Source organism: Pseudoalteromonas sp. S4492 (assembly GCF_005886115.1).
GTDB lineage: Bacteria > Pseudomonadota > Gammaproteobacteria > Enterobacterales > Alteromonadaceae > Pseudoalteromonas > Pseudoalteromonas gelatinilytica.
In genome coordinates this window covers 1-204 of record NZ_PNCP01000147.1, presented here as the reverse complement: position 1 = coordinate 204, position 204 = coordinate 1, and the positions used below count along the sequence as shown (strand labels likewise).

Genomic DNA, 204 nt, shown 5'->3' with positions numbered 1-204 from the left:
ACAGAGTGCCGTTATGAATACTTCCAGATCCGGGCTGGCGGTTGCTGTTTTGTCAGCCATTTATGCTCTCCCTTTCAGTGCTCTTGCCACAGGCGAATCACCGACTGGTGCTTCAGATAAAGAGGTTTCAAGTTGTTCTGAATTAATCAGTAGCGTCGATAGAGATATTTGTAATCATCATTTTCCTGTTCTTCTGGCATTGAT

General features: G+C 44.1%; 1 protein-coding gene. It reads left to right on the top strand.

Annotation, left to right across the window (positions count from 1 at the left end; all coding sequences use genetic code 11):
• Positions 1-13 precede the first annotated feature (13 nt).
• Positions 14-204, top strand: a 191-nt coding sequence (locus CWC28_RS22320) for a hypothetical protein (protein WP_212746813.1), incomplete at its 3' end; no start/stop codon positions are given.